Source organism: Bacillus sp. B-jedd (genome assembly GCF_000821085.1).
Taxonomy (GTDB): domain Bacteria; phylum Bacillota; class Bacilli; order Bacillales; family Cytobacillaceae; genus Bacillus_D.
Genome location: NZ_CCXR01000001.1, coordinates 3,531,040 through 3,554,436 on the forward strand (window position 1 = coordinate 3,531,040; position 23,397 = coordinate 3,554,436).

Sequence of the window (23,397 nt, forward strand, 5' to 3'; positions counted from 1 at the left end):
TCTAGCCAATTTTTTGCGGAATTTTATCAATTGCGATCAACATGGACTTTAATTGTTCAGTCTCCTGCCTCACTCTAAAGCACAATCGCAGCAATCGTCCCAAATACCAGCAATGGAATATTATAATGAATGAACGTTGGTACGCAGGTGTCCCATATATGGTCATGCTGGCCATCTGCGTTCAGGCCTGCTGTCGGGCCAAGTGTGCTGTCCGATGCAGGCGAACCTGCATCGCCAAGGGCCCCGGCTGTCCCAATTAATGCGATTGTAGCCAGTGGACTGAAACCTAAAGCAGCACATAATGGAACATAGACCGCAGCGATGATTGGCACTGTACCAAATGAGGTTCCGATTCCCATCGTGATGATCAGTCCGACCAACAGGAGGACAAACGCCGCAATCATATGGTTGCTTCCATCAAGAATTGAACTGGCGCCTAATACCAATTCCTTCACTGCCCCTGTTTCTTTCAAAACATTTGCATAACCGGAAGCAATCAACATGATAAAAGCAATCGCTCCCATCATGACCATCCCTTGCTGGACAACTTTTTCCCCCGTATGCATCGGTATGACTCTAGATAAAAACAGGACAGTGATTCCACCAACAGCCCCAACTACCATTGAGCTGAAAGCCAACTGAAGGACAAACGCTGCTACGATTGCAATGAGAGTGAAGACAAATAGCTTTTTATCAGGTGCATCCAACTTACCTGGCACTTCAACCCCGGCAGCCGATTCTTCCACCCCTAAATCCACTCTTTTCAACTCTGCAAAATAGTAATCCCGGGGTTTTTTGTATGAATACAATATGGCGATAATAAGCCCCAGGATCATTCCCAAACCTGGGAGCATCATGGCAAAAGGAACATCTGACATATTAATTGGCATCCCATTATTTTTCATTTCCGCGGCAATAATACCGTGAAAGATCAGCCCATAGCCAATTGGAAGCACCATATAGGGAGTCTTCAGGCCGAATGTCAGGGCCGATGCAACGGCACGCCTGTCAATTTTGAGCTTATTGAATAAAATCAATAACGGCGGAATTAAAATTGGGATGAAGGCAATGTGGACAGGAATCAGCGTTCCCGATAAACATGTTAGGCCAGCAATAAGGAACAGTAAAAAATATTTCTTTTCTTTAATTACTCTAAGCAGATATTGAACGAGAACGTCCGTAATGCCTGTTAAGGCAATCATCGCCGCAAAAATCCCGAGCAAAATATAGCTTAAAGCGGTTTCCGCCTGCCCGCCCATTCCGCCAATCAATGTCGCAATCGTTTCATTAAGCGGCAGCCCAGCCGCTAATCCAGCTACTATGGTTGAAACAACCAAAGCAAAAATGACATGTACTCGAAACAAGCTTAAAATAGTTAACGTTAAAACAGACAACACAACTGGGTTAAATAATGCCATTTTTTCACTCACCTTTTTTAAGGATTTATAAAGTGTTTGAAGATTCAGTCATCTACTGGCAAAAAGAATGGTTTACAGAGTAAACCTTGTTTAACGTTGGTGTATTAAGCATGTTTCCAGTAAGCTATTGAACAATCTCATTTCTTAAAATGAAAGTTGCCAAGGCCTCTATCTCTTCTGATATATCCCGATCACTTTCAAGTGGAGGGCAAATGCTTCGAACCTTCTCCAAATAATCCCTTGTTGCCGGAGCAAGCTGATCCTCCGCTTCTTCAAGATAGATGGCCTGGGAAGAACAAATCATTTCGATTGCGATTACCCGAGCTGAATTATGGATAATTTCACGCGCTTGTCTTGACCCGATTGTCCCCATGCTAACATGGTCTTCCTGGTTCGCCGATGTAGGAATTGAATCTACACTTGCCGGGTGTGCCAATACTTTATTTTCTGAAACAAGTGACGCGGCTGTATATTGGGCAACCATCAACCCGCATTCCAAACCGGGATCTTTTGCAAGGAATGGCGATAGGCCGCTTAATTGTGGATTGACAAGCCGTTCAATGCGCCGTTCTGCTATATTGGCCCACTCCGCAGCGGCAATTTTCAAATGATCCATCGAAAGGGCAATCGGTTGTCCGTGAAAATGCCCGCCTGATAAAACCCGGCCATCTTCCAAAATAATCGGGTTATCTGTTGTGGCATTAAACTCGATACCCAACACAGTTTCAACATGCCTGAATGTTTGCCAAGAGGCACCGTGAACCTGGGGAATACAGCGGAACGAATAGGCATCCTGCATCCGAATTTCTCCTTGTTCGGTAATTCGCTTACTCCCCTCGAGCCACGTCCTAATCCTCGATGCAACATTTTCTATTTCCGGGTGCGGCCGAATCGCCAATAAATCAGGATCGAAGGCGGAAATGATTCCCCTGAGCGCCTCCATTGTCAAACAGGCCGACATATCCGCTGCCCTCCCCAAGCGCTCCGCTTCATTAAGCGCAAGGGCACCGACACTCGTCATCGCTTGGGTCCCATTTATTAACGCAAGCCCTTCCTTTGCCTTTAAAGTAACGGGTTGCAGGCCTGCTCTTTTTAACGCTTCTCCCCCCGGAAGCACTTCTCCCTCGTATTCTGCCTTCCCTTCACCTATTAACACAATCGCAACATGCGCAAGAGGGGCCAAATCTCCGCTCGCCCCAACAGAACCTTTACAAGGAACAACGGGATGTACGCCCTTATTAATCATTTGTGTAAGAAGAGTCAACGTTTCCTCCCTGATACCGGAGAAACCTTTTGCGAGAGAATTGGCGCGCAACACCATCATCGCTCTTACAACAGGTGTTGGAAATGGTTCCCCAACCCCTACCGCATCCGCCCGTAAAAGGTTAAGCTGCAATTTCTCAATATCCTCCTCCCTTATCACGATATCACTTAACTTCCCAAATCCAGTGTTGACGCCATAAACAATCTGCCCTTCTTCAAGCTGCCTTTCAATTCGTTCCCGGCTTTTTCTAACTTTCACCTTCGTCTCATCCGAAATGGCCACTTGAGCCCTCCCGAAAGCAATTTCTTCAATCTGATGGCGGTCTAACGAATATCCATCAAGTTGGAAAACCTGGTCAGATAGCAAAATGAATCTCCCCCTATACTTTTAAAATGTTTCGTATAATGATAGTCGAATGCCGAAGTGCCAGCGGCTTTTTGTAAAAGTTGATTAAAGTACTAAATAAGCAATAGGGGTAACGATTATTAAGGTAAATATCGTCCTAAAAAACCAAATGGCAATTAAGTGCCGTATTTTTATTGGTATCTCTGTAGAAAGGATGCATGGAACCAGCGATGAAAAAAATATCACTGCCGATATAGAAAGAGAACCAATGATAAAACGGGTTTCCAGGCTAGTATCAGCGACTACCAATGATGGAATAAACATATCAACCAGGTTAATAGCAGCTGCCTTTGCCGCTATAAATGGTTCTGGTATTTGCAACAACAGAATCAGCGGGTAGAAAAGATAGCCGACGAAATCAAAAACAGGTGTATGGTTGACTAAAATAAACCCAAGTAAACCAATTGACATGATCGTAGGCAGGATAGACATCGCCATTAGGACTCCGTCTTTTACGTTTTCAATAACATTTTTCATTAAATTGGGGGCATGGTGGGCAGTGATCATTGCTTGATTCCAAGCATGCTTCAAACGGTTCCCTTGAATGGTTGCCTCTGGCAGTCCTTTTCCATTATAATAATCATCCTTCATTTTACTTAATGGCCATATCCTTACGGTGATTGCAGTTACAACAAATGTGACCAAAAATGTGACCCAGAAATAGATGTTCCATATGTTCATCAAATCAAGGGTTTTTGCCACAATAATCATGAAGGTGGCAGAAACGGTTGAAAAGCCTGTAGCAATAATGGCAGCTTCTCTTTGGCTATACTTTCCCTCTTTATAAATTCGGTTTGTAATTAATAATCCGATTGAATAACTTCCTACAAAGGAAGCAACCGCGTCAATCGCTGATCTTCCAGGTGTTCTCCATAATGGCCTCATGATTGGCTGCATGAGTACCCCAATAAACTCAAGTAAGCCATATCCTACTAGAAGGGCCAGGAATATTGCCCCTATGGGCACGAGTAAGCCAATCGGAATCAGCAGCAAATTCAACCAGTAAGGGCCCATATTATCAGCAAGCAACCAAGCCGGCCCTATTTTAAATAGAACGAGAAGAGTGGCAATCGCACCTAATACCTTAAATATGGAAATAACAACTTCCACCTTATTCTTGTTCCAGGTTTTTTTATAAAAAGGATAAATTGCACCCAGGATGACAAGGGTAAGGGCATAGTAAGAAGCACCTCCTCCGGTGATACCGCGTATCCAGGTAATAAGGTGGTCTAGCGGAATTGAACTTTTACCGTTTATTTCAATAGGCATAAAAAACATGAAAATCCCAACTAAACTGAATGCGAAAAATCTGATGATATTTAATGGAGAATTTAACGGTGTATTCAAACCAACCCTTCCATAACCGTCTTTATCAATAACCGGCTCTCCCATGTCATTCATTTTTTCACCCCGTCCCGTTCAATCTTCTAGTTTTTCTTATGAGACTCATACCAATCCTTGATTAGCGTAACTACATATCTTCCCCCGTTCATCAAATTCTCAACACTGATATGCTCTTGGAAGGTATGAAGGTTTTTGAAGCCATTTCCGAGTGTCAGGCACTCAAGTCCTTTCTCATTAAGGACGTTTGTATCTGCACCGCCCAAGGTTTGGGTTGTATATTTTTTCACGCCAATCTGGTCGGCTGCCCTGATGGCCGTTTGCGCGATATCATTTTCGGTTGGGATGCTAAACCCCGAATATTTCTTTTCAAAACGGACGTTTGCCTTTCCTCCATGCTTTCTGGCCGCTTTTTCGACAGCTTCTTTCATATGTTCCAGTTGGGTATCCAAGGCTTCTTTTGCAAAACTTCGGACTTCCCCGACCAGCTCGACTTCTCCAGGAATAATCGAAGACATGGTCCCGCCTCTGATCACGCCAATATTGGCAAGAGTCTGGTCATTGACTTTGCCTAAATCCATACTCTTCAACGCATCGGCCGCAATGAGAAATGCATTGATCCCCTCTTCCGGGTTCAGGCCGATATGTGAAGACCTTCCTTCTATTTCGCAATAAATCCTGCTGCTGAAGGGACCCTGCAGGATAATCTGGCCAATATCGCCGGTACTGTCAAAAATAAATCCCCTTTTGCTCTTCACTAAGGAATAATCGAGATAGCGTGCCCCCACCAGCCCAGGCTGTTCATTGACTGTCAGAATCAGTTCAATCGGCCCGCAAGGAATCCCCGACTCCTGAATGACTGTTATCCCTTCCAAATAAGCAGCCAATGCAGCCCTGTCATCCGCCCCAAGAATGGTTGTTCCATCCGAATAAATGACTCCATCCTTTATAACCGGGGTTAATCCTTCTGTAGGAAGAACTGTATCCAAATGAGTTGAAAAAAATAATGGCTCAACATCCGGATCCGTACCGTCCCACCATGCGATCAGGTTCCCGCAATTTCCGCCAAATTCCTTATGGGACTCATCAAATTGAATGGAAAAACCTAATTCCTGAAGCTTCGGAACTAGATATTCAGCCATTGGTTTCTCCTTGCCGCTTGGTGCATTCACCTTTGCCATTTCCAAAAAGCTATCCAATAAACGGTCTTCGTCTATTTTAATCAACGTTTTTCTGGACACCCTTTAACCATCCCTTCCGAGTTCATTTCTCTTAAAAACTGTTTTGCCCCTCTTTAAGACAAAATCGACCACATTGCTGCCAAGACGGTAAATGACATGTTCATAGGATGGGATATCCCAAATTTGAATATCGGCAAGTTTGCCTTTTTCGATAGATCCACGGTCATGGTCAAGGTCGAGAGATTTGGCGCCGTTAATCGTAGCTGCACGAATGGCCTCTTCTGGTGACATACCATACAACCTGCATGCAAGGACCATGACAAATTGCATCGATTCTGTCCAGTTTCCCGGGTTCAGGTTGGTAGCAAGCGCTAAGGTCATGCCTGAGTCAATCATCGCCCTTGCGTCAAAAGGCCGCTTATGGGCCACCGCAAAATCCAGCGACGGCATCAAAACCCCAACAACACCCGCATCTGCCAACTTCCTCATCACCTCGGGCGGCGTATAATTAAGATGATCCGCGGAGACAACCTTCCTTTCTGCCGCCAAATCAGATCCCCCAATATAGGAGTAAGCATCGGTGTGAACCTTGGACTTTAATCCTGCCTTTTCGCCGGCCTCCAATAACCGGATTGTATCTTCCACATCGAAATGGGAATCCTCGATCCACACATCATGGAAAACAGCAAGCTTCCTTTCTTTCACCTGTGGGATCATTTCATTGATAATAAAATCTATATACCTTTCCTTGGTCATGTCTTCCGGCCATCCGTGTGCACCAAGAAATGTATTTACGATATCTATACTAGAATTTTGATTTAACTCGGAGGCTACTTCTAAAATTTTCAGCTCATCCGCTGTACTCAGGCCATACCCGCTTTTTATTTCAACGGTTGTCGTCCCGGAAGCAAGCATGCCTTTTATCCTTTTTTCAGTAGACTGATAGAGTTCTTCCTTGCTTGCCCTCCTCGTTTTATTGACAGACACCATCACCCCTGTTTCAATGCCTCTCTTTATGAGCTCCAACGGATCGGATATGGTCATTTTCGCAGCATATTCTTCAACACGGGAGCCGCCGAAAATCGCGTGTGTATGGCTGTCAACGAAACCCGGTGCCACTACTTTTCCGCTGGCATCGATTATTTCCGCCTGTTCACTATCCACTTCCTGCAAAACTTCTTCTTTTGAACCGGCTGCGATAATTTTTTCTCCGGCTATCGCTACCCAGCCGTTCGGGATCCTACCGATCGAATCAGCTTTATCGCCTGTACATGTAATTAGTTCATTTGCATTTGCGATGATGATGTCGGCTTTCTCTTTTTGTTTAACCACCGCTTTACCTCCTGGACTGCTAAACTTTTAAGAGAAAAGGGTACGGATTCCGCAACCGTCCCCTTCCTCTCTTGTTTTTTATAATAGATATTTAATCCTCGTCCGGCCCGAATGTGGCTGTTGGCGTCCACCAGAGTGGGATTTTAATGCTCTCTTTTGTAAGTTTGCCATTACCATTCGCAACTTCCTTGGCGCTTTCATACCCTGCTTGCGCATGCCGGACAACACCGATGCCGGAATCGACTGTCATACAAATCTCCAGGCGCATATCCGCTTCATCTGTCCCATCGGCGATCATGGTGACCCCTGTATGGACTGCTTCACCCATTGAATAGTTTGCTTGCAGCGCAATCAAATCACACATGCCAACCGCATTCAGGAGGCCATTAAGGACAGGCCAATCGGAAATCAAGTCGCCTCCGTCAGGCATGTTTTCCGATTCGAATGTCGGATTGACAATCGAACCCGAGTCAAGGTTGTCCCGGGAAAACGCTACCGGCCCCTTTAACTCACCGCTCTTAACCATTTTATTTACTTCCAGTGCAAATTCCTTTCTTTGCCCAAAGCCGAGGTAGCAAATACGTGCAGGTAAACCTTCAATTGGGATATGTTCCTTGGCTAATTTGATCCACCTTGTGACAAGTAAATCATCTTTGAATTTTTCCAAAACCATGTCATCTATTTTTTCCAGGTCAGATGGGTCTCCCGACATACAAGTCCAGCGGAAAGGTCCTCGTCCTTCGCAGAAAAGCGGCCGAATGTATTCAGCTACAAAACCTGGGATTCTCATTGCTTCATCTTCCGGCATCCCTGCATCGCGGCACTCCTTGCGCAGGCTTGTTCCGTATTCAAAAGCATGTACGCCATCATCGAAAAATTTATTGGTGACCCGCAATTCGCGAATCATCGTTTCCTGGGCTTTTTTCAAATACAATTGGCGGTCTTTTTTGCGCAGTTCATCTGCTTCTTCGACTGTATAGCCGGACGGCAAATAGGAAATAGGGTCATGGGCTGGCGTCATCGAAGTTAGGATATCCGGCTTGAAGCCTTTTTCGTATGCTTCCTCAAAAATATCTGCTGCGTTTCCAACCACGGCAATTCCGATTGAAGTGCCTTCAGTTGCATGCCTTTCTGCCAGTTCAATCGCTTCATCGAGCGATTCAGCCAGCACATCTATATAGCCAACTTCCATCCTGCGCTTGATTGTGTCAACATTCGAATCACAAACAATCCCTACTCCTCCATGCATGGCCATGGCGCGCGTCTGGTTTCCGCCCATGCCTCCCGCACCTGCGGTCAACATGATTTTGCCAACAAGGGAATCGTTGTAATGTTTCCGTGCAATCGCGGAAAGGGTTTCAAATGTTCCCTGAATAACGCCCTGTGTTCCGATATATTGCCACGGGGCAGCTGTGTATTGCGCAAACATCGTTAAGTTCTTATCCTGCAATTCATAGAAGGTTTCCCAGGAAGGCCTCATAATGTTTGTTGTTGCCATCACGACGGTAGGTGCATATTTATGTGTCTTAAATACCGCTACGGGCATACCAGACTGGACAACCAATGTCTCATCATCATCCAATTCCTTCAGCGCTTTCACAATGGCATGGTAAGATTCCCAGTTCCGGGCAGCCTTTCCGATCCCTCCATAAACGACAAGCTCCTCAGGCTTTTCAGCATTCTCCATATTATTTTCAAGCATCCTCAAAATGGTTTCTTGCCTCCAGCCTTTGCATCGTAATTCAGATCCCCGTTGGGCTTTGACAGAATAAAGTATCTCAGGCTTTTCTACAATGTTTTGGTTAACCATCACTTTACCTCCGTGTAACGATAGATTTTATAGTACAAAGCTTTCATCCCGTTGATGTTCTCCCAAGAAAGATAACGCTTACATTTTGAGCTGTTTGACTTTTTACATTCAACCCTCCTTTGGTATATTTTTTGGAATTTTCCAACTTTAATTAATATTTTAAATAGGTTAATCTATAATTACAAATACATCTTAACAATAGTTCCATAGTTTGAAACTATAAGAGGGGGAGAGTTGAAGTGGATTTACAAAGACTGTACTACTTCGTAACGGTGACTGAACACTCAACATTTACTGCTGCAGCCGAAAAACTGCATATTTCCCAGCCTTCCTTAAGCACTTCAATTAAGAAGCTAGAAAAAGAAATGGGCTTTGAATTGTTGGATCGAAGCAAGAGGGATTTAATGTTAACAAATGAGGGGAAAATTCTTTACCAGGAAGCAAAGAAGCTTTTGATCCATTTTGACCATGTATCTGAAGAAATGAAAAAGCTAAAAAAAGAGGGGCCTTTAGAATTATCCATTGGCATCATTGAATCCTCGAAGTTTTGGGTTCCGAAGGTTTTAACACAATTCACGCAAGACTACGAACATGTATTTATACGATTATTTGAGGTTCTCAGTTTAAAAGATGTTGAGCAGGCTTTGTCAAACTTTGAAATCCACCTTGCTATCACAAATCAATATATTAACGGTGACCATATCAATTTAATTCCTTTATACGACGAAAGATTAGTAGCGCTCATACCAAATTGCAATCCTTTAAAAAACAAAAGCTTCATTACGATCAAGGATCTGGAAAATGAACGGCTCATCATTTCCAAAAAAGGCTTCCAAACCCGTACCGATATTCTAAATGCATTTCGAAAAGCCGGCATAAAACCAAACATCCAATTTGAAATTGGACGATTTGAAACAGCGATCGACCTCGTAGAAGCAGGATTGGGCATCACAGTCGCTCCTGAAAACTATGTTAAACATACACACAGGCCAACTTTCCATTTCAAGCGAATACACGATTCCAACCTATCAAGGACCGTATACCTCGCTTTCGATACAAACAGGTATCTGCCTCCATTGGTAGATAAATTCATCACGTTAGTGAAAGAAAACTTCGGGAAATCCTAAACTTTTTTCACAAGCGGATTGGTGACGATTCTTTCGTTGCCGGGGAGTGACAGGCACCTAAACTTCAATTATGGCTCACCATCTTTTTCTTTTTGAAAAAATCAGGGTATTTGTACGTCCTTCCAGTCGACCCATTTCTCCACCAGCCTGGAACAACAAAAGGCATTGTAAACTCTACGGAGTACAACAATGCCTTTTTTTCGATTACATCACTTTTGTAAAACAAGAAAAGCCTTGGAGTGACAGGCACCTCAACAGGAGAATATTAAAGAGGATATATAAGAGGAATATCAAAAGAGGTAAATTCTAAACCAGTCTCCTTTTCAAAACTTCCAGTTCCCGTTCATTTCGCGCGGTTTTTTCCCAAATGAAATCCTGGTCCAATTCTAAGGACTTAAGCCTGCCAACAACTTCCTCATGGCGTTCTGCATTTTTTTGCTTCTCTGCCACGAAATCTTCACGAATCGCTTTCATGTCCTGTTGCATTTCTTGTTGTAAACTATTTGTTTTCGCTACCATCCCCACCAACTGGGTGATCATATCTTCTATTCGTCCTAGCCTTTCTTCCATCCATTCTCACCTCCTTTTCCTCCTCCCATTATACAATAGTTTCCCCTCAATCAGCGACTTCGGCTTCTGAAAAAATATGGGAGCATAACGCGCATAGCAAAGGCCGGCTTCCTTTCTTTCACCCCCCTGCAACACGGAAGTGACGCCACATCCCAACCAGTCAAATCAGATTGTGGAACTATCAAACTGTGAAACAAGAAAACTCGGGTAGTGAGAGGCACCCGATCATACGGGTCTCGTCCCCCAAAAAACAATATGGATTGTATCAGAGCAAGCACTTTTTTAAACATTTCGGAACGCGTTTTGGATTTACCCAGGCGGGTTGCAGTTCACTCAAAATTTGCTTTAATTGTTCTTCCATAAGATTCCCCCCCCATTCACCCATTCATTTTTCATAAAGTTTTTTGATACCCAGGATATAACCCCCGATTACTAAAAAAAAGATGACCCCTATTCAATAAAGGAATCACCTTCAAGCTGCTTAATTTATATTCTTTTACCGCCAATGAGCCTTGGCTTCCAATATGAACTATTGATACTGGCAATTGATACGCCTTTTGATGTTGCTGAATGAATCATCTGTCCATTGCCAATATAAATCGCTACGTGGGTTACTTTTCTTCCGCCGCTAGTTGCGAAGAATAATAGATCGCCAGGTTGGTAAGCAGTAACTTTGGTGCCAGTATTATACATTTCCGAAGCTGTACGAGCCAACTTGACGCCAGCCTTTTCATATGAGAATGTTACTAAACCAGAGCAGTCAAAGCCACTTGGAGTGGTCCCACCCCATTTATACTTGACCCCCATGTTGCTTTTCGCAACTGAGATGGCCTTAGCTTTATAATTAGCAGTTGGTTTTGGAGCCGCAGTCTTGGCAGTTGTAACCACTTTAGGTGCAATGTACTTTGAGCTTACATAACCTGATTTTCCGTTTGTTGAAACTTTTGCCCACCCTTTTGATTGGGAAGCCACAGTTACTAACTGGTTCTTGGAAAGTTTAGCTACTACTTTTCCAGAAGCAACGGGTTTATTTCGCATATTTAATGATCCAGAATTAATTTTCACATAATAAGTCGATCCAGAGGCAGAGGCTTGATCAATAGAAGGTGCGACAGTAGCTATTAAAGCGAAGAGCAACATAGATGCTAGGATTCTCTTAAACAAGTATTTTCCCCCGTTTTTCTAAATGTTAAACATAGTATATATCGTAAGGGGTTACAAAAAAATAACGCTAGTATTACATTTGTATTACAATTTGCGACAATATTCCCAAAGAAGAAGCAAAAAATGTAACAGAATGAGTAAAAATAGCACTGATTATAGTGCTAGATTACCAATCTTTCTTATATCAAAAATAACCCCTAACCAACCACACAGCCCGCCTAACAACACAAAAACACCTCAACAAAAAAAACGCCGGACAAAACCACCTAGCGAGTTTTAATTCGGGTGGTGCCAGGCACCTACACTCACAACCAGATTAGGATGAGTGGCTTAACTGGGTCAATCACGGGACTGGCAACGGACTTAGTCCGTGTATATCTGGGGATTTCCGTTTGCAGAAATCCCCTGCGCACAAAACAGATAATCTCAATTGTAAACCCGAATTCGATTTATTCAACATTTTATTTTAATCGAGGAGTGACAGTGCACCTTAACTCATAAAAACAGGAAGTACAGGTACCTATGTGCTTGACACTTCCTCCATTTTTGCGATGATAGAATTATAGTAAAAATGGAATTTTTAGGGTGATGTTATGTCCAAATCTGCTGATGAGCTTTTTCAGCCTTCGCTTAGAGATGGCTGGAGTAAAACAAAATCGTATGATATCAATCATTTCTTTCTGGTTTCTTTTTTCGGCGGGCCTATTCCGCTGATGGTGCTTGGCAGCCGAAATGCGAAGTGGCTGAAAGTGCCGAAGCAACATATAAATGTGTTGGTAGCCATCAGTGTCGTGGTGCAAATCTTTAATTTGGTTATGTTTTATTTGGACAACCGTGATGTTTTGGGTGAAGGAAACAGGACGCCGCTACTTTCCATTCAGATACTCTCGATTCTTTTGTTCTCTCTTTACAAATTTGTGCTGAACAAGCGATTTCAGCAGCATCGGCGGACTGTTGGGGAAATCCAGGGTTTGTTTAAGCCGGCCTTGCTGTGGATATTTATTGGAGCGGTGATTCAGTATGCTATTATGGGTGCGGCTTATATCCTGACTGAAAGCGTGGGATGATACTCGATGACGATTCAGGAAAACCGGAAAGCTGAAGCAGTGATCGCCCATTATTTTAGGATTGGCAGATATGTGGCTGCAATTCCACTCATTACAAACCTGTTGCGGCAGGATCCCGAAAACACGACTGCTTTATATCAGATGGCGGTAGTGGAGCTATCCAGGGAAAACTTCCAGGAAGCAAGGGAACTGTGCCAGGAAGCGCTGCGATTGGGATACAACAAAATCATCGGGTATCACTTTATTGGCTGGGCTTTTCAGCAGGAGGGAAAGTTAGCTGAGGCAGAGGAAGCGTATTTGGCTGCACTTGAAAGAGATCCGCTCGATGGAGAATTGATTGCTTCCTACGGCGGTTTGATGCTTGAAGCTGGCCTCTATGAAAAAGCATTTGCGCTTCTTGAGATGGCGAGGAAGCTGAAACCAAACAATGAAAAAGTGAATCAGCTTTTATTGGATTTCTATTTTGCAAAGGACGATAAAGGCATGCAGCAGGAATTTATCCGGAACGTCATGGAGACGTCCGCCGATGAAGTGCAGAACCTGACAAACATAGCGATGTTCCATGTGTTAAAAGGGGAATTTAAGGAAGCGAGGGAATGTTACAGACAAGCGTTTCTGCTCAATCCCGAGGACCGGAATATCCTCGGCTTGCTGGAGTATTACGACACTGTGTCCCACCCTCTTTATGCCCCTCAACGTCTTATAGGAAAAATCGACGGCCCGTTTGTCGCGTGGCTTTCGTTTATCGTGATCACTATGCTGCTGGTTGAGCTGAATCTCCCCAGTCTGCTCTCCCTCTTTGTCATTGCTTATGTCTTTTTCGCCCTTTCTACATGGATAACCCCTTTATTTTTTGAACCTCCCCCACCCACAGCTGACGCTGTTGAGGAAGGGGATTCCTAAGTAAAGAAGCCTATCGGCCTCTAATTGATTAGGCTATCCCTGCAGTTCCGGCAGTTAGGAGACGAATGGCTTCATCCCGCAGGTTCTTACCTGCGTTAAGATCCCGGTCGTGATGGATGCCACATTGCGGGCAATCCCATTCCCGCAAACCGAGATTCTTAACGTCTTTGTTCTTATGGCCGCACGCCGAACACAATTGGCTTGAGGCAAATGTTTTGGAAGCGACGACGATGGTCTTTCCGTACCATTTTGCTTTATACTCGAGCATCCTTCGGAACTTCGACCAGGAGACCTCACTGATTGATTTTGCAAGATTGGCATTCTTCAGGAGATGGCTGACGGCCAGGTCTTCAATTCCGATCACATCGTGGTTTTTGATGATTTCGGTGGAGGCCTTGTGCAGGAAGTCTCTTCTTGCATTGGCAATCCGTTCGTGAAGCCGGGCGACTTCCCGTTTTTGTTTTTGATAATTCCTGGCTTCCGTCAGTGATTTCTTCTCTTTTAGGGCCTGTTCCTTCCTTCGTGACAGGATGCGTTGTTCCCTGGCTAACTTTTCTTCCAGCGTCCGGAAGAATTTCAGGTTTCCATAGGTAGTTCCATCGGAAAGGATGGCAAGGTCCTTCAAGCCAAGGTCGATCCCCACGATGGAGCCGGTCTTGTCCAACGGTTTTATCTCTTCTTCGGCAAGGATGGAAACAAAATATTTCCCTGTCGGATTGCGCCTGATGGTCACATTCACTATACGCCCCTTGATTTCCCGGCTTTTCGCAAACCGGACAAGGCCGAGTTTAGGCAATTTCACCTTATTGCCGATGACAGCGATATTGCCGTTTGTCTCTTTGGTCGTATAGGACTGGACGTTGTTTTTCTTCGATTTAAAACGAGGGGGGTAGTTTTGCTTTTTGAAGAAACGGTCAAATGCATCTGAAAGGTGTTTGAGTGAGGTCTGGATGGCGATGCTGTCAACTTCTTTCAACCAGGGTAGTTCTGTTTTCAGGGAAGGCAGACGGGCCGAACATTTATTGTAGGACAAACCTTTCCCGGTTTCCTTGAAGGAGTCATTCCAGTGACTGAGGAAGTGGTTGAAGACGAATCGCGAACAGCCGATGGTTTTTGCGATGAGGATTTCTTGTTGTTTGGTTGGGTAGATCCGGAATTTATAGGCTTTTTTCTTCATAACCTCACCTCCAAACAGAACAAATGTTCCAACCTAATTATATACCAAATGAAGACGCTTTGGCTAGCGCCAACCGGCATTCATCTCCCACTTATTTTTGGACTGCGCCCTCCACAAAATTGAGAAGGAGTCTTCTGCCAGGAGGAGATAAATGGTTCGTGAAAGGCAGGCTTTAAATGGATAAAATAGCGATTTATCGGTCAATTCTGGAACGAGATAAGAACAATTATCAGATTCAGTTTTTAATCGGAGAAGAATATCTCAACAGCGGACAGCTATCAGAGGCTTTGCATGCTTTTTCGGCAGCGTTAAAGGGAGATGACCCGGCTCTGGAAAAAGCAGTGCTTTCTTCTCTTAAAAAGTTTCTTCGTTTAGAGTCCAATCAACTGGATGCTCAGCAGGAACCTAGTGACGAACCCGGCCAACCCGATGAACATTACACCAGCAGTCCTGGTCCTGCTGAAGAAGTGCCAGCTTCAAAGACAAAAGGCTTTAAGGTTATTGGGGGACGCAAACAGGAGAATGTGATTTTACTAGGGAATCATATTGATAAGAAGGTTACGTTCGATGATGTGGGCGGCCTCGAGGATTTAAAGAAAACAATTGAAATGAAAATCATCAAGCCATTCATAAATCCGGGGCTATTCGCCAAGTTCCGGAAAAAAGCTGGCGGCGGAATTCTCTTATACGGTCCGCCAGGCTGTGGGAAAACATTTATTGCTAAAGCTACTGCCGGAGAATGCCGGGCCAATTTTTATCCTATCCATATTTCTGAAATTCTTGATCCGTATATTGGCGTAAGTGAGCAGAACCTTCATCATGCGTTTGAAACAGCCCGTCGGAACTCACCTGCGGTTGTCTTTTTCGATGAATTGGATGCACTTGGTTTCAGCCGCTCGAAATCGCGTTCCGAAGTTTTGCGTCCTTTGGTCGACACGATGCTGACTGAACTTCAAAGCGTGGAAACATCGAACGAAAAACTGCTTGTTATCGGGGCGACCAATATGCCGTGGGATGTGGATGATGCCTTCAAGCGACCAGGCAGATTCGATAAACTCGTCTTCGTTCCGCCACCGGATCGGAAAGCACGAAAGATCATTTTTAAATTGAAGCTTAGCGGCAGGCCCGTCGAAAGTGGGATTGTCTATGATATCCTCGCTGACCGCACCCCGCTCTACTCAGGTGCTGATATTGAAAATATAGTAGAACTGGCATCCGAACAGGTTTTAGCCGAAATCATGGATGGCGGCCATGAACGACCGATTACAATGGAAGATTTATTGAACGCAATCAATCAAACAAAACCAACGACACTGGAATGGCTGGCAACGATTAAAAATTATATTAAGTTCGGAAACTAGGGCGGCTTGTACAATGAAGCTGCAGCTTATATAAATGAGAATATGTAATAGGCCGGTCACGGAACCGGCTTTTTTTGATTTTTAATTTCACAACTATTGTTGTTGGATGATGATCAAACAGCCGCACCATCAACGTCTACCAGTACATCCTCTATATAGACTATGACTGCCTAGCTTAAAGGAAGCAGTTACACCTCCAAAGTCAAACAGCTCCATCCGCAACCCAAATCTGGTGGCGCACTCGTACCTAAACTTATAGAAATTAAAAATCCCTTACACTAGCTCTTCCCAACTACTTTTGCATATTCATCAATAAGTCCCTGTAACAGTTCTTTCATTTCCACTCCGCCATCAGGGAAGGTATTAAAATAGGTGAGAAAAGTTAAGTAGAAGAGCGGCATAGTGTGGGTAATGACAGTACTGACCCCTCCAGTATAATAATCGGCATTTTTCTCATTAAGGTCATTAATATTAAACGAAATATGGTCATTGAATGATAAATTAATTCCGAATACTGACCCATGGATGATTTGAGAAGTTAATTTATATTTGACTCTATAATAATTTTTCAGATTTATATCAATGCTTCTAACCTGATACAATAGCTTGGTAAAACTTATTTGCTTCTCATCTTTCAAACAAGCCGCAGCCAAAGCCCAGGCATAGTTCGTCCTAGGATGCAGTTCGTCATGAACGGAATTGATAAAATTATCTATATAAGCTTTCGCCACCTCTTCCCCCTGCTCAAGGATGAACAGGGCGATGACAGTGTACTCAAGCAATGTTCTCCACCGCTGCATGGCGCCATCCGGAAAACCATTCTCTATAAGACAAATAATTTCATCGAAAACATCAAAATACTTTATCATCAACGGATTCAGCGCATTGTACCTCTGCAAGCAATCATTAAAATCCCCTTCCCCATCAAGTTGTACAAGAATATCTACATTCTGTACGCCCAGTATGGTTGCCCTTCTAATAAGCTGGATAAGGGCGAAGAGATCTCTGTATCTATCGCGAATTTCATTATGTATCCTATTTCTGTCAGACTGGAATCCTGTGGCCCAATTAACTTCCTGTTTAGAATGTCGAATACTTTTACGAATAGTATTGATTTGCTTCACAATTTTCTGTTGGCTGCTTTTCAAAAATACCATCCTCACTGGATTTGATTAAGAAAGGGAACCTTTCCAATACAGATGATGTCTGCCAATCCGGCAACAACTTTACTCGTTTGGCCGGCATATTCTCCTCTTCCATTTTACCATTATTTGTTGGTACTCAATACTAAACATACAATCCCCCAATCCCCTCTAAAGCCTCTCCCTTCTGGCAAAATAAAAACTTGTTTGTTATTAAAAAAACGTGATGCCTTCTGTGATCATACACAGTCGGCACCACGTTCTTTACAACCAGTAATCATTTGATCCATGTATTAACTAACAATAAATCTATGATTGTTATTATATTCTTTCTTTCTTCTAGATACTAATACTACTGCTCCAATACCTATTATTAGTAGACCTAAAGCTAACCAATAAAACATGTTAGTTGCAGTAGTTGGAAGGCTTTAACCATTATCCGAACACCATTTTTCCGGGTTTACCCGGTTCACTTGGTTTACCTGATTCACTTGGTTTACCTGGTTTACCTGGTTCACTCGGTTTACCTGGTTTACTTGGGGCTGTTGGCTTTTTCGCTTTTTTCAATCCTGCATGAGCTACTTTTAATGCTTTAAGTGCCTCATCGACTTCATTCTGCGTTGCATCAGCTTTAGAAGCAATATCTTTTGCTGCTGCCAATGCCGCTGCGAATTTAATCCAGCTTTCTTCCGTATAAGCTTTTCCGTCTAAACCCTCAAACTTAGCTATTTTCTTTTCTAATTTTGTTTTATCTGCTGGGTCTGTTGGGTCTGTTGGCTCTTCCACTTTTTCCAACCCTTCATGAGCTGCGTTCAATGCCTTAAGTGCCTCATCGACTTCATTCTTCGTTGCATCAGCTTTTGAAGCAATGATTCTTGCTGCTGCCAATGCCTCAGCGAATGGTTTCCAGCTTTCTTCCGTATAAGCTGTTTCATCTAAGCCCTCAACCTCGGCTATTTTCTTTTCTAGAGCCGTTATATCTGCTTCTCCTGCCATTTCATCAAGAATAAGGTTATCTAGTATATATTCACCTTGCCCTGAATTTCTTGGAGATATGTCTAGATAGTAATCATTGTAGTCACCAGTTGTAAATTCCAGATTAATTGTTCCTGGATTTTCTCCATCCGGATGTTTAACTGCCGGTTTTGTAATTAACGTTTCATTACCATCATCAGTTTTAATACTGGCATTAAAGATTCCGTCTTGGTAGGCAATATAGTCAATACTTAACTTATATTCAGTATTGGCTTTAAGTCTCATTGTTTGTGGCAGGGTTCTCATATGATCCCCATATCTAATCTTCAAAGAATAGCGTCCATCGATTGTATCTTTTGTATATGGTTTATTTGCTTCAGATAGGTGTGAGTTATCTGATTCAGTACTAATGAATGGTCCAAATCCTTCATCAACATTCTCGAAATCTTCTAAGAATGTATGACCTTTTTGATCTGAAAGTCCTATTTTTCTAACACGAACATCATCAAAGTCAACTTTTCCATCAGCACCTGATTCTTCACCAATAAGTTCTAATAACACTGTATCGTTTTGAGCGATAAACGAAACGCCCATACGTTGTGTATTCGTTCTATATTTGTCTGTATGGTGAACACCATACTTTACATCACTCTTATCGATGTAGTTTTCGTAAACATGATCGCCATCTGTAATTCTAATTATGGCTCGTTTTCCGTTTTCAACCAGGGTCCATACGGATGCTCCATAAGACTCGCCAACTTCTAAGCCAGTGAGTTCTTGTGAAACAATTCCTTTTTCTTCACCATTAATAATCATATGAGTATTTCCAATAGTGTTATTTTGGAATTCAGCTGACCCTGACTCCTTTTTCCAGTCTTTAAATGCATGGGAGTTAAATCCTGCGTCTTTTACAACTGAACCTTGGGTCCAATCTACATCAACACTTGATTTCTCATCAACACTTACAGACCCCTTATAGATTGTGTACCCTGTTCCTTTATCTAAATCTATGGTTATTTTGCCATCATTTACTATAATCGTTTCAATTAGTTTTCTACCTTGATCGCTAAGTTTAAATAATTTCACTTCAGTTTCACCTTCCCAACCGTTTGGAAGGTCCCATGTTTTTTCTGCTCCATCATCACTCCAGGCATAAATTTTTTCTTCTTCACCATCATTTGTCCATGGGATAAAGATTTTATTTCCTTCTGCTACTTTTTTACCATCTTGTGATATATGATTAACTCCGTTTATTATTTCTGTAACAACATTTCTGTCTTTTCCAAGAACAGCTTTATTTGTTGTTTCGTAATTCATGATTGGATATTGAGCAAGATATTTATTCGGTAATACTTGTGTGAAGAATTCTCGAGTTGATTTGTTGAAGTCAACAGAGTTTTGCCAGCCGTTAATTCCAACGTTTCTTGTACTTGCATCTCTAAATAGAGCCTGGTTACCAAAGATATCTTTATCGTTATTATGAATAACTCGGATTAAGTTTCCTGCAGCGTTAAATCGATTATCGATATGGTGAGCCCATACTGAATCCTTTGTAAATTCATCAACATATTCTGTCCCCAGTGCCATGCCTAATTTGTCATTAACGGCTTCTGCCATTTCATGTGCCGGCCAGCGGGTATCGAAGAATACGTCAACATAAATCATTTCTAAAAGCCCTTTTGTTGATTCATTTAAATCCTGTAATCTTTCAAGCATACCTTGATTTTCTATGAGAATATCATTTTCACGAATAATTTGATAAGCACTGTCATACCATGACCAACCTGGTACAGAGGATGCGATGTAATCTCCATAATGCTTTGATTCAGGATAGATTTCTGTTTGGTTAATATGCACACCAACAGTAGCATTATTACCTTTTGCATTTTCGAGCAATACTAATAAATCTTCAAGTCCGCCTGCGCGTTCTGAGAAGTTATTAAAATCACCAGTAGAGGCATCGTGACCTTCCGTTTGATAGCCTTTAACAACAACATTTTGATTGAAACCATCTGTTCCTAAATTGAATTTCTTAATATTATCTAAAATTCTTAGGAACGGATATTGCGCGTTACTTCCTACATTCATGGCAATGGAGTTGTAAGATCGCATGACTGTATCACTACCGACAACTTTTCTAGCAATATCATCCCGATAGGCAATGGCACCGTCAATAGCATCAACTATTGCATCTCCGTTGCGGTCCAGCGTAATTGCTACTTTAGTCCATGGTTCTTCAATTACTTCATTATCTAAACCGCGATATAAGTATTCATTTGTCCAAATACCTGTTGATCTATATCCATCTTGTACAAATGTTTGATAGGCAACTTCATTTCTGCGTTTAATTGAACCATTAGAAATTGACGCTGCAATCTTATCTGAGCTTAAGACAGCGATTGATGTTTCTTGAAAAGCATCTGCAATTCCAGCTTCAGATAACTTAATATTTTTTTGCTCTCGGTAGTTATTAACTGTTAACTTAGCATTCTCCTTATTGCTTTCCATTGATACAAGAGAATGTTCTGGAAAGTTAATCGTATAAATCATTTGTCCTTCATCTTTAATATTCTTAATTCTAAAATCAAGAACATTATTTTCCACAGTCAATACAACATCAAATGAGACTCCAATTTCCTTAATCTTCATTGAATAAGTAATTTTGTTTTCATTTACTACACTTGTTACTTCCGGTGTGTACATCGTATTGTTTACTTCTACCTCGTGGACTTTGTTTGCTTGTCCAGTAATCGTTTCTCCACCTAAAATATAGTGGTTAATTGTTGGGAAGTCTGTATCTACATTAACGGTTAAATCTGCTGATTTTATTTCAACTGAGTCGACTTTGTTAGTTACACGAGTAGGAAATTTCGCTTCTTTTACACTTAAATAAGAAACATTAGCCCCTGATCCACCGTAATAACGTAATCCAACTTTACCTGCTTTATTACTAACTCCACTTACTTCTCCAGTATAGATCTCAGCATTATCAAGATAAATTGTTGCTACGTTTTCAACAATACGAGCTTTAACTTTATAAGGTTTCATGCGCTTAGCATAAATTCTGTTTCCATCTTGTGTTAATTGTTTGTTTTGTCCTCCTGGTGAAAATAGGTTCCATGAGGTTGAGTTAGCTCCTGATCCATTTTGACCTAAGGCCAGCCAATCATCTGGGCCGTTATAACGTAATACAATTCCAAAGTTACCTGAATCATTTTTTGGATCAAACATGAATTCAACTTCAGTGTTTTTATATGTTGGTGCATTTTCATCAATAACGATTAAGTTTTGGCCATTCGTAATGTCTAAACCTTTATTATGTCCTACTTCACCAGTACCGTTAACTTTATTGATTCCATTAATATCATTTGAGAAGTCCTTTACATAAAGTTCCTCACTTGCTTGAGGCGTTCCCAAAACTGTAATTGGGAATTCAGCTTTGAATCCATCTTTATACTCCAAAATCACTTTCGTTTTAGTATCTGTCTCTTGTTGAAGAGATTGAATGAACTCCTTTTTAAGTGTTAAAATTGTGGAAGTCTCATTTAGTACATACTCTGTTCCTGCTTCTAATACTCTTCCTTCATGGGTGATTTTTGATAATTCATTTGTCGTTTCACTTATCTTAATATTGATATCATATAAACCTGCATCTCCACTACGGACTGTCATTGAATTAGGGGTTAATGTTACCCCAGCAAATTCGCCCATTACCATTTTATGAAGATCAAGCTGGCCTTGAGTATCTCCTGAACCATAGCCCCATGTACGAAGTCCTGCTTTACCAGACTTGGTACTAAAAGCATTAATAGGGCCATTAAAGACTTCATCATTATTTACAGTTAACCGATAATTATCATTGATAAATTCGATTCTAACTGTATTTTTTTCGCCTATCTTCAATGCTTTATTCCCTACTTGTCCCCATTTGTCGTCTCCAGTAATAAAATTCCACACTCCACCCACGTCATAGCCAAATCCTGCAAAATCATTCGCACCATTAAATCTGAACAAAAACCCCATACGGCCCGAAGATTTCGGAGTAACTTCATATTCTACAAATCCATTTTTCAGATTTGGTGAATAAGCATCAGCATAAATTGTATTTCCATTAGCAGCAAAGTTCATCGCTTGGTCTGTATATGCCATGGTTCCATTACCTGCTACCTTACCCCAACCACCTGTGTGATCTTCGTCTTTAAAGGAAACTAAGTAATGTCCATCTTCTGTTTTTTCATTTTCACGAATTTTTTCATATTCAATATTATCTACTTGTATAAATGCATAATTGCCTGTGTAACCCCATGTTCTTAAACCAAAATAACCTGCATCATTATCGGTATGTGGGCCATTATACAACTGAGTATCATCCACATAAACTTCTATATTTTCATTAACATATTTCATAGAAAATCTAAATTTTTTATTATCAACATTTAAATTAACCGGTAATTCTTTATCAATCTTTTTACCATTTCTTACTTCTGCACGAATCCATTTCCCACCGATATCGTAGCCGATGTAGTCATAATTTTGTGCATCTATATGCCGATAAACAACAGCAAAACGTCCAGCGGTATTTTTCACACTAATATCCATTGCTAACCGAGCGTTCTTGAGTTTTGGTGCTTTGGTATTATAATACTGTTGGTAATCAATAGAACCCGCAACCCAGCCATCTGTTTCCATTTCTAATTGCCCATTAACAACTTCAAAACGGCCTGCACCAAGATCTTTTTCCCATCCTGTTAAATCTTGACTGGAAAAATCCTCAGTATAAATTTCATCTGCGGTATTAAGTGCCGCACTTGCCAATAAATTCGTTGGAAGGGATGGTACTGCTAGAATAAACACTAACAACATCGCTAATAGTTTCTTTCCTTTTATTTTCAATCTACTGTCCCACTTTCTTTTTCTATTTTTTATCTCAAGCATTGCATTGATATAATTAGGAGTTTTTGATTGTTACTTTTATTGAAATTATGGTAAATCCAGGTCTATGCAAGCAAAAAAACTTATACTTAGGTTTGAACTTTCTTTGGAAAAGCGAGAATGCTGTCTACAACAAGATATGGATTTCCCTCCTCACCTATTGCCTGGAGGTACTGTTTAAATTAGTTTGGGTTTGAGGGAAGCCTGCGACCTAAAAAGGACGCTGGA

General features: G+C 41.9%; 15 protein-coding genes and 1 pseudogene. 4 read left to right on the plus strand and 12 right to left on the minus strand.

Annotated elements, in window-relative coordinates; all coding sequences use genetic code 11:
- Positions 1-74: 74 nt before the first annotated feature.
- The 6 genes from BN1002_RS17415 to BN1002_RS17440 form a co-directional block, all read right to left on the minus strand.
- Entirely contained in the window at positions 75-1,418 is a 1,344-nt protein-coding gene (locus tag BN1002_RS17415) for a Na+/H+ antiporter family protein (RefSeq protein WP_048826792.1), read from the minus strand.
- A gap of 124 nt (positions 1,419-1,542) precedes the next feature.
- Positions 1,543-3,048 (minus strand): histidine ammonia-lyase, encoded by a 1,506-nt coding sequence (hutH, locus tag BN1002_RS17420; protein ID WP_048826793.1) that lies wholly within the window; start codon positions 3,046-3,048, stop codon positions 1,543-1,545.
- 84 nt (positions 3,049-3,132) lie between these two features.
- Positions 3,133-4,479, minus strand: a complete 1,347-nt coding sequence (locus BN1002_RS17425; protein ID WP_052445668.1) for a YjiH family protein — start codon at positions 4,477-4,479, stop codon at positions 3,133-3,135.
- Positions 4,480-4,514: 35 nt separating this feature from the next.
- Positions 4,515-5,669 (minus strand): M20/M25/M40 family metallo-hydrolase, encoded by a 1,155-nt coding sequence (locus tag BN1002_RS17430; RefSeq protein ID WP_048826794.1) that lies wholly within the window; start codon positions 5,667-5,669, stop codon positions 4,515-4,517.
- Positions 5,670-5,672: 3 nt separating this feature from the next.
- The gene (gene hutI, locus BN1002_RS17435) at positions 5,673-6,941 is read right to left on the minus strand and encodes an imidazolonepropionase (protein ID WP_048826795.1); all 1,269 of its coding nucleotides are present in this window, start codon (positions 6,939-6,941) and stop codon (positions 5,673-5,675) included.
- A gap of 91 nt (positions 6,942-7,032) precedes the next feature.
- Entirely contained in the window at positions 7,033-8,751 is a 1,719-nt protein-coding gene (locus BN1002_RS17440; protein WP_048826796.1) for a urocanate hydratase, read from the minus strand.
- Between the two features lie 239 nt (positions 8,752-8,990).
- Between BN1002_RS17440 and BN1002_RS17445 the strand changes: the two genes are divergently transcribed.
- Positions 8,991-9,878, plus strand: coding sequence for a LysR family transcriptional regulator (locus BN1002_RS17445; RefSeq protein ID WP_048826797.1), 888 nt, complete (start codon positions 8,991-8,993; stop codon positions 9,876-9,878).
- Between the two features lie 306 nt (positions 9,879-10,184).
- Here the strand turns inward: BN1002_RS17445 and BN1002_RS17450 are convergent, their stop codons facing one another.
- A complete protein-coding gene (locus tag BN1002_RS17450) occupies positions 10,185-10,448 on the minus strand; it encodes a hypothetical protein (protein WP_048826798.1) in 264 nt (87 codons plus the stop codon).
- Between the two features lie 486 nt (positions 10,449-10,934).
- The gene (locus tag BN1002_RS23425) at positions 10,935-11,612 is read right to left on the minus strand and encodes a C40 family peptidase (RefSeq protein WP_082036285.1); all 678 of its coding nucleotides are present in this window, start codon (positions 11,610-11,612) and stop codon (positions 10,935-10,937) included.
- A gap of 593 nt (positions 11,613-12,205) precedes the next feature.
- Between BN1002_RS23425 and BN1002_RS17460 the strand changes: the two genes are divergently transcribed.
- Together BN1002_RS17460 and BN1002_RS17465 are read left to right on the plus strand one after the other, a co-directional pair.
- Positions 12,206-12,679, plus strand: a complete 474-nt coding sequence (locus BN1002_RS17460) for a hypothetical protein (protein ID WP_048826799.1) — start codon at positions 12,206-12,208, stop codon at positions 12,677-12,679.
- Positions 12,680-12,685: 6 nt separating this feature from the next.
- Positions 12,686-13,582, plus strand: a complete 897-nt coding sequence (locus tag BN1002_RS17465; RefSeq protein WP_048826800.1) for a tetratricopeptide repeat protein — start codon at positions 12,686-12,688, stop codon at positions 13,580-13,582.
- A 28-nt stretch (positions 13,583-13,610) separates the two neighbouring features.
- Here BN1002_RS17465 and tnpB read toward each other — a convergent pair whose 3' ends face one another.
- Positions 13,611-14,759, minus strand: a complete 1,149-nt coding sequence (tnpB, locus tag BN1002_RS17470; protein WP_048826801.1) for an IS200/IS605 family element RNA-guided endonuclease TnpB — start codon at positions 14,757-14,759, stop codon at positions 13,611-13,613.
- A gap of 176 nt (positions 14,760-14,935) precedes the next feature.
- Between tnpB and BN1002_RS17475 the strand changes: the two genes are divergently transcribed.
- On the plus strand, positions 14,936-16,120 hold the full coding sequence (locus BN1002_RS17475; RefSeq protein ID WP_048826802.1) for an ATP-binding protein: 1,185 nt from the start codon (positions 14,936-14,938) through the stop codon (positions 16,118-16,120).
- Positions 16,121-16,398: 278 nt separating this feature from the next.
- On the opposite strand, the gene BN1002_RS17480 is transcribed toward BN1002_RS17475, so the two are convergent.
- The 3 genes and pseudogenes from BN1002_RS17480 to BN1002_RS17485 all read right to left on the minus strand — a co-directional run bounded on the left by BN1002_RS17480 (position 16,399) and on the right by BN1002_RS17485 (position 23,130).
- Entirely contained in the window at positions 16,399-17,268 is an 870-nt protein-coding gene (locus BN1002_RS17480) for a DUF5677 domain-containing protein (protein ID WP_048826803.1), read from the minus strand.
- Between the two features lie 287 nt (positions 17,269-17,555).
- Positions 17,556-17,678 (minus strand): annotated as a pseudogene (locus tag BN1002_RS24525) (LPXTG cell wall anchor domain-containing protein); the annotation flags it as partial.
- Positions 17,679-17,697: 19 nt separating this feature from the next.
- Positions 17,698-23,130, minus strand: coding sequence for an endo-alpha-N-acetylgalactosaminidase family protein (locus BN1002_RS17485; protein ID WP_048826804.1), 5,433 nt, complete (start codon positions 23,128-23,130; stop codon positions 17,698-17,700).
- Positions 23,131-23,397: the final 267 nt, after the last annotated feature.